At 65.3% G+C, this 6,000-nt stretch carries 8 protein-coding genes; 2 read left to right on the top strand and 6 right to left on the bottom strand.

Annotation, left to right across the window (positions count from 1 at the left end; all coding sequences use genetic code 11):
- Nucleotides 1-34: 34 nt before the first annotated feature.
- Nucleotides 35-256 (top strand): hypothetical protein, encoded by a 222-nt coding sequence (locus AC1DN9_RS18730; RefSeq protein ID WP_478102787.1) that lies wholly within the window; start codon nt 35-37, stop codon nt 254-256.
- 29 nt (nt 257-285) lie between these two features.
- On the opposite strand, the gene AC1DN9_RS18735 is transcribed toward AC1DN9_RS18730, so the two are convergent.
- Genes AC1DN9_RS18735 through bla form a run of 4 tightly spaced genes read right to left on the bottom strand, consistent with a single transcriptional unit; the run spans nt 286 to nt 2,853 of the window.
- Nucleotides 286-651, bottom strand: coding sequence for a nitrile hydratase accessory protein (locus AC1DN9_RS18735; protein WP_478102789.1), 366 nt, complete (start codon nt 649-651; stop codon nt 286-288).
- Nucleotides 648-1,310, bottom strand: a complete 663-nt coding sequence (gene nthB / locus AC1DN9_RS18740; protein WP_478102791.1) for a nitrile hydratase subunit beta — start codon at nt 1,308-1,310, stop codon at nt 648-650. Before nthB ends, AC1DN9_RS18735 begins: the two co-directional genes overlap by 4 nt.
- Nucleotides 1,307-1,936, bottom strand: a complete 630-nt coding sequence (gene nthA, locus AC1DN9_RS18745; RefSeq protein ID WP_478102792.1) for a nitrile hydratase subunit alpha — start codon at nt 1,934-1,936, stop codon at nt 1,307-1,309. Before nthA ends, nthB begins: the two co-directional genes overlap by 4 nt.
- A gap of 38 nt (nt 1,937-1,974) precedes the next feature.
- Entirely contained in the window at nt 1,975-2,853 is an 879-nt protein-coding gene (bla, locus tag AC1DN9_RS18750; RefSeq protein WP_478102793.1) for a class A beta-lactamase, read from the bottom strand.
- Nucleotides 2,854-2,947: 94 nt separating this feature from the next.
- On the opposite strand from bla, the gene AC1DN9_RS18755 reads away from it, so the two are divergent.
- Nucleotides 2,948-3,823, top strand: a complete 876-nt coding sequence (locus AC1DN9_RS18755; RefSeq protein ID WP_478102795.1) for a LysR substrate-binding domain-containing protein — start codon at nt 2,948-2,950, stop codon at nt 3,821-3,823.
- An 83-nt stretch (nt 3,824-3,906) separates the two neighbouring features.
- Here AC1DN9_RS18755 and AC1DN9_RS18760 read toward each other — a convergent pair whose 3' ends face one another.
- Both AC1DN9_RS18760 and AC1DN9_RS18765 read right to left on the bottom strand, forming a co-directional pair.
- A complete protein-coding gene (locus AC1DN9_RS18760) occupies nt 3,907-4,467 on the bottom strand; it encodes a dihydrofolate reductase family protein (protein WP_478102796.1) in 561 nt (186 codons plus the stop codon).
- Between the two features lie 65 nt (nt 4,468-4,532).
- The gene (locus AC1DN9_RS18765) at nt 4,533-5,519 is read right to left on the bottom strand and encodes a serine hydrolase domain-containing protein (protein WP_478102798.1); all 987 of its coding nucleotides are present in this window, start codon (nt 5,517-5,519) and stop codon (nt 4,533-4,535) included.
- Nucleotides 5,520-6,000: the final 481 nt, after the last annotated feature.

A 6,000-nucleotide genomic window follows, 5' to 3' on the forward strand; every position in this document is an offset into this window, starting at 1 on the left:
GCTAAAGTCGAGGGCGCACCGGAGACATACCCCCATGACCGTCACCCGAATCGTCGGATTGATCCTGATCGTTGCGGGCATCGCCGCGCTCGGCACGGGCGGCTTCAGCTTCACGAAGGAAACCCATCAGCTCAAGATCGGTCCCGTCGAACTCTCGGTGAAGCAGAAGCAGGAAGTCGATTTCCCGATCTGGGCCGGCGTGGCCGCGATCGTGGTGGGTGGGGCGTTGCTCGTATTCGGCGGCAAGAAGGGCTGAGACGTCCGCTTCCTCGGCTCGACGGGCCCTCAGCCGAAATCCTGTTCACGAAGCTCGATCGGCTGGCCGTGCGGCGTGCGGTCGGCGGCGTGGTCCCAGGCATCACGGTAACGCGCCAGTTCTTCGGAAGAACTTGCCCCCTTGCTGGCGACCAGCGTCTCCAGCGCGGCGAGCCAGTGGCGGTAGTAGGTGTCGCCCCTGTCGGCGTCGCCGGCCGCCTGCGCGGCGCTGATCTGGAGGGCGAGTGCGTCCGCCCATTCGGGCCAGGTGAACAACCCGCGCTGATGGAGCGACACGGTCATCGCGAAGGCGTGCGCCTCCCATGGTTCACGGAAGACGGGCTCGACGCCGTCGTTCGTTGGCATATCGGGCAACAAGGGCGTTGCGGCGATCATGTGGCGGGCTCCAGGTAGCTTTCCCACGCATCGACCGACACGCTGAGCCCGGGCCCGGCGCCCGCGCCCCACAGCGTGTTTCCATCGAAGACCACCGTGTAGAGCCATTGCGGCTGTTCGCCCAGCCCTTGCGCGTGCGCGTCGGCGAAGACGTGCATGCCGTGCAGATGTTCGATGGTGCCGACCTTGCCCTGCACATACCCGGGAAGGCGGGTGTGATGCTCGACGTGGCCGGCGCGCGTGCGCACGCGTTGACCGATGGCGAAGCGTGCCGGTGCGGTGGCTGGCCGCTCGACGGACGTGCCTCGCGCCAGCGCCGCCGGAACGTCGGCTGCCTGCAGCACGCGCTTCACCGGCTGCGGCGGGTGCAGCATGCGGCCGGCGGCCAGTTCGTCTGGCAGCACCTGCGAGCGTTCGGCCATGAGCTTTTCGAGTGCGGCCAGCCAGATCTGGTAATAGCTCAGTCGCGAATAGTTCGGCAGCGTTTCGCGCGCGCTGCGGCTGGCGTGGATGTTCCAGGAGCCGGTGCCGCCCATGGCCAGCGTCAGCGCCAGCACGCGTGCTTCCCATGCCGAATGAAAGGGCTCGCCTTCGTGTTCGGGCACGATCGCGCCAGGCATGTCGCGGCCTCCGAGGTCTGCATGGGAGGTGTAGGTCATTGCGCGGCCTCCGGTGTGCGCGGCAGGCCGGTGCCGATCATGGCGTCGCGCGTCACCAGTTCTGCCAATGCCTCTTCGCTCCAGCCTTCGGTGCCGGCAGGCCGTTGCGGAATCACGAGATAGCGCACCTCGGCCGTCGAATCCAGCACGCGTATCGCGGTCGATTCGGGCAGATCGACACCGAACTCGGCCAGCACGCCGCGCGGGTCCCTGACGGCGCGCGAGCGGTAGGGCGCGCTCTTGTACCAGGTCGGTGGCAGGCCGAGCACGGGCCACGGATAGCAGCTGCACAGCGTGCAGACCACCATGTGATGACGGTCATCGGTGTTGGCCACGGCGACCATGTGCTCGCCCTGGCGACCGGTGTAGCCGAGCGAGGCGATCGCGGCGGTGGCGTCTTTCAGCAGCCAGTCGTGAAACGCCGGGTCGACCCAGGCCTTTGCGACGACTCTGGCACCGTTGCGCGGGCCGATCCGGGTCTTGTAGGTGTCGATGAGCACGTCCAGCGCAGCCGGGTCGATGTAGCCCTTTTGCGTGAGCACGGTTTCGAGTGCGCGCACCCGAAGGTCCATCTCGCCCAGCTCGCTGCGGTCGTCGTCGTGATCGTGGTGGTGATCGTGTGCCATGGCCGCATGCTAGCGCCGCACGGCGATTTCGGGCGATCTCAGGACGATGCTGCGATCGCCGCGCCGACCGAGGAGATCGTGGCGTTGCGCGCCTCCATCGAGGCGGTGCTCTCGGTCAGGTAGACCGTGACCAGGATCGGCGCGCGCCCCGGCGGCCGCAGGATCGCGATGTCGTTGGCCGTGCCGCGGTCGCCCGATCCGGTCTTGTCGCCGACCTTCCAGTCGGCCGGCACGCCGGCGCGCAGTCGTTGTCCGCCGGTCTGGTTGGCATCGAGCCAGCCCAGCAGCTCGGCGCGCGACGACGCCAGCAACGTATCACCCAAAAGAATTTTTCGCATGTTGGTCAGCATCGCAGCCGGCGTGGTGGTGTCGCGCGGGTCGCCCGGAAGGGCTTCGTTGAGCGCAGTCTCCGTGCGGTCAAGGCGTGTCTGCGCGTCGCCGATCGAGCGGGCGAAGCGCGTCAGGCCGGCCGGCCCACCGATGCTGGCGAGCATCAGGTTGCCGGCCGTGTTGTCGCTCTGCGTGATCGCTGCCTTGCAGATCTCCGCCAGTGTCATGCCCGCGCCGCCTACGCGCTTTTCCGTCACGGGCGAATAGTTCACGAGATCGCTTGCGCGAAAGACGATGCGGCGATCCAGTCGTTCTTTCTTCTGGTCGACACGAGCGAGGATCGCCGCAGCGGCCAGGAGCTTGAAGGTGCTGCACATCGGAAAGCGCTCGCTGTCGCGATGCCCCGCGCGCAGGCCGCTGCCGGTGTCGAGCACGGCGATGCCGAGCCGGGCGCCCGCGGCTTTCTCGATCTCCGCGAAACGCTGCGAGAGTTCGGGTTCGTTGCCCCTGCGGGCGAGGGCCGAAGTGCAAGCCAGGGAGCCGAGAGAGGCCAGCAGGCCGACCGAAAACTGTCGTCGATGAATCATGCGTTCTCCTGAAAGCGGGTGACTTTCGGCGCTTTCAGGCGGTTTCACAAACGATGGTATTTTCTGGCTCGCAAAAGAAAAGCTTTGGTCAGCGATGGCACGCACTCATCTTCCCCTCAACGCCTTGCGCGCCTTTGAGTGCGCTGCGCGCCACTCGAGCTTCACGCTCGCGTCGGCGGAACTCAACGTGACCCAGGCCGCGGTGAGCCAGCAGGTGCGCGGACTGGAATCGCGGCTCGGCGTCGCACTGTTCAGGCGCCTGCCGCGTGGCCTCGCGCTCACGGACGAGGGCCATGCGCTGCTGCCGGTGCTGGCCGATGCCTTTGGGCGCATGGAGGCGGTGGTCCAGCAGTTCGACAACGGTCATTTCTTCGAGGTGCTGAGCATCGGCGTGGTCGGCACCTTTGCGGTCGGCTGGCTGATGCCGCGGCTGCGGATGTTCCGGGAAAACTGTCCCTTCATCGACCTGCGCTTGATGACGCACAACAACGTGGTCGACCTGGCCGCCGAAGGGCTGGATTTCGCGATCCGCTTCGGCGACGGCAACTGGCAGGGCCTGCAGGCCGATCACCTGATGGCGACGCCGCTGACGGTGCTTTGCGCGCCCGCGACGGCAGCGCGCGTGCGTCGCGCGCAGGACCTGTTGCACGAGACACTGCTGCGCTCCTATCGGGCCGAGGACTGGCCGGGATGGTTCACCGCCGCCGGGCTCGATGCCCCCGCGATTCGCGGCCCGGTGTTTGATTCGTCGCGACTGATGGTCGAAGCCGCCATCCAGGGCGCAGGCGTCGCGCTCGCGCCGGCCTCGATGTTCGAGCGCGAGCTTCAGGAAGGCCGGCTGGTCCGCCCGCTGGCCACAGAGGTCATGACGGGCAGTTACTGGCTGACGCGGCTGCGGTCGAAACCAATGAGCCCGGCGATGAAGTTGTTCCGCGATTGGCTGCTGGAACAGACCGGCAACGTCGACTGAAAGTCCGTCGCTGTCGACGCGCGAATAGCGGGCGCTGGGCGCTCCCCGGAAGCAGTCGTCCAACGCTCCGCTGCAAGCGATTGTTAGCCGCGCGCGCGCCGGTAGTGCATGGCGACCGCGCCGTTGCTGAGCGGCTTCGCCGAGATCAACTCAAGCCGTCGCGTGCTGGGCAGCCCGCTCTGGTACAGGGTCGGGCCGTGGCCGGCGATCCTGGGGTGAACGAGGAACTTGTACTCGTCGATCAGATCCAGGCGGTCCAACTCGGTTGCGAGCTTGCCGCTGCCGAGGAGCACTCCGGCCGGGGTCGCGTCCTTGAGCTTTTGCACGCCCGAGCGCAAGTCGCCGGCGATGTGGTGGCTGTTGGTCCACGGGAAGTCCGTTCGTGTCGACGACACGACGTACTTCGGCTTGATCTCCAGTTTGACCGCCCATTCGCGCACCGTCGGCGGCGCCTCCACATCGCCGCGGGCGACCGCCGGCCAGTAACTCTCCATCATCTCGTAGGTGGCGCGGCCCCACAGCATCGCCCCACCCTCGTCCATGAGGCGGGTGAAGAAGGCGTGCGTCTCGTAGTCGGCGATTCCCTCCTGGTGGTCAACGCAGCCGTCCAGGGTGACGTTGAGGCTGAAGGTTAGAAGTCCCATGCGAGTCTCCTCCGAGTTGGGCGGTCCGCTGGACCGTCGCCCCTAGTCAGCGATACCGCCCGTACTCAGCCTTGGGGCGGAATGGATCGTAGGACGTCCCTGAAAACGCCAAACTGCAATTTGAATGCTTGCGGGCTGTAGTCTTGGTAGTAGCCTGCCGTCACCGCGACAACGAGTTTGCGCTCCGGGACGATGCGAATTGACTGGCCGCCGCGACCCAGTGCGCCAATCCAGGTAACCACACCGTCGTTGGTCCGGGCGCGGCCGAGCCACCAGAGATACCCATAGTATTGATCGTCCGTCGCCTTGATCTTTGATGTCGTCGAGGTCTCGATCCAATCTCTGGAGACGATTTGACGGTCGTTCCACCGCCCGCCCGCGAGGACAAGCTGGCCGATCTTTGCCATGTCGCGCGGTCGCAAGCGTAACCCTCCTCCGGCATCGGTATCGCCCTTGACCCGGCTCCACTCCACGTCGGTAATGCCCAGCGGTTCGAACAGCACTTCTCGGGCAAATTCGTCCAAGGGCCGTCCGGTCGCCTTGCGAACGATGACGGACGCGAGGGTCAGCGCCCCGGTGTTGTAAAAGAACTCCTGGCCTGGCGGCGAAGTCGAGGCCAAGCCGAGGACATAGCGAGACGGGTCCGCCGACCTGTGCATGCGCGATTCGTCGTTGTTCTCCCCGGTGGCTGGAGTCGCCTCCACCCACTCCAGACCCATCGTCATGGTGAGCACGTGCACCAGTTGAATGCGATCCTTCTCAGGCGAACGCAAGTCTGCGCACTCGGGGAAGAAGTTGAAGATCGGTTCGTTGACGCTGCGGATCAGTCCCCGATCGATAGCGATCCCGATTGCAAGCGACGCAACGCTTTTTGAAACCGACTTCATGTTGTGCAGGGTGTCGACATCAAAGACGACTTCTTTCACCCGACTGCCAAAAAACAGGCTGGGTACCTCGTCGGGACCGCTGAAGTACCGCTCGAACACCAGCTTGTCGCTGCGTGCTACCAGCACGGCATGTATGTTGGATGAGACCGCGAGTTGAGCAGCCATCCTGCACAGCGCTCCGCCGTCGATGAGCTTGTCGTCAATGTTGGCGGAGACCGCCCACCCATCGTCTCGCGCAGGTGGAGCACCGCAACCATCGGACGGGCCCGCGAACGCTGGCAACCCAGGGAGCGATGCAAGCGCAGTTCCGCCGAGAAGTGAAGCAAACTGGCGCCGCCTCATATTCCGTCCTTTCGTCCAGGTGAAGCCCGACGCTGGGAGTGTAGGACCGCCATTGGCTGAAAGCCGAGATCACTTTGACCACCGGTTGCTTGCGCCACCGTCCTTAGAGGCTGTTGGTCAGCCTTCTTGCCAGGATTCTGACCGACAAAGGAAGGTCCGGTCTTGGCCGAGGCTGTGTGGAAACTCCCTTGATGGTCACCTATATTGAGCCAACCCGTCTGAACGAGGTGGTGGCCCATGAAGCGATTCATCGAAGGCGAAGACCGGCAGCAGGTGACGCTGCTGCCCGAATGCCTTGACGACT

It is taken from the genome of Variovorax sp. 05L425, from assembly GCF_056397705.1.

Bases quoted from the DNA above. Each gene is read 5' to 3' on its own strand.
- AC1DN9_RS18730 (WP_478102787.1), top strand. From the start codon at position 35: ATGACCGTCACCCGAATCGTCGGATTGATCCTGATCGTTGCGGGCATC.
- AC1DN9_RS18735 (WP_478102789.1), bottom strand. From the start codon at position 651: ATGATCGCCGCAACGCCCTTGTTGCCCGATATGCCAACGAACGACGGC.
- nthB (WP_478102791.1), bottom strand. From the start codon at position 1,310: ATGACCTACACCTCCCATGCAGACCTCGGAGGCCGCGACATGCCTGGC.
- nthA (WP_478102792.1), bottom strand. From the start codon at position 1,936: ATGGCACACGATCACCACCACGATCACGACGACGACCGCAGCGAGCTG.
- bla (WP_478102793.1), bottom strand. From the start codon at position 2,853: ATGATTCATCGACGACAGTTTTCGGTCGGCCTGCTGGCCTCTCTCGGC.
- AC1DN9_RS18755 (WP_478102795.1), top strand. From the start codon at position 2,948: ATGGCACGCACTCATCTTCCCCTCAACGCCTTGCGCGCCTTTGAGTGC.
- AC1DN9_RS18760 (WP_478102796.1), bottom strand. From the start codon at position 4,467: ATGGGACTTCTAACCTTCAGCCTCAACGTCACCCTGGACGGCTGCGTT.
- AC1DN9_RS18765 (WP_478102798.1), bottom strand. From the start codon at position 5,519: ATGGCTGCTCAACTCGCGGTCTCATCCAACATACATGCCGTGCTGGTA.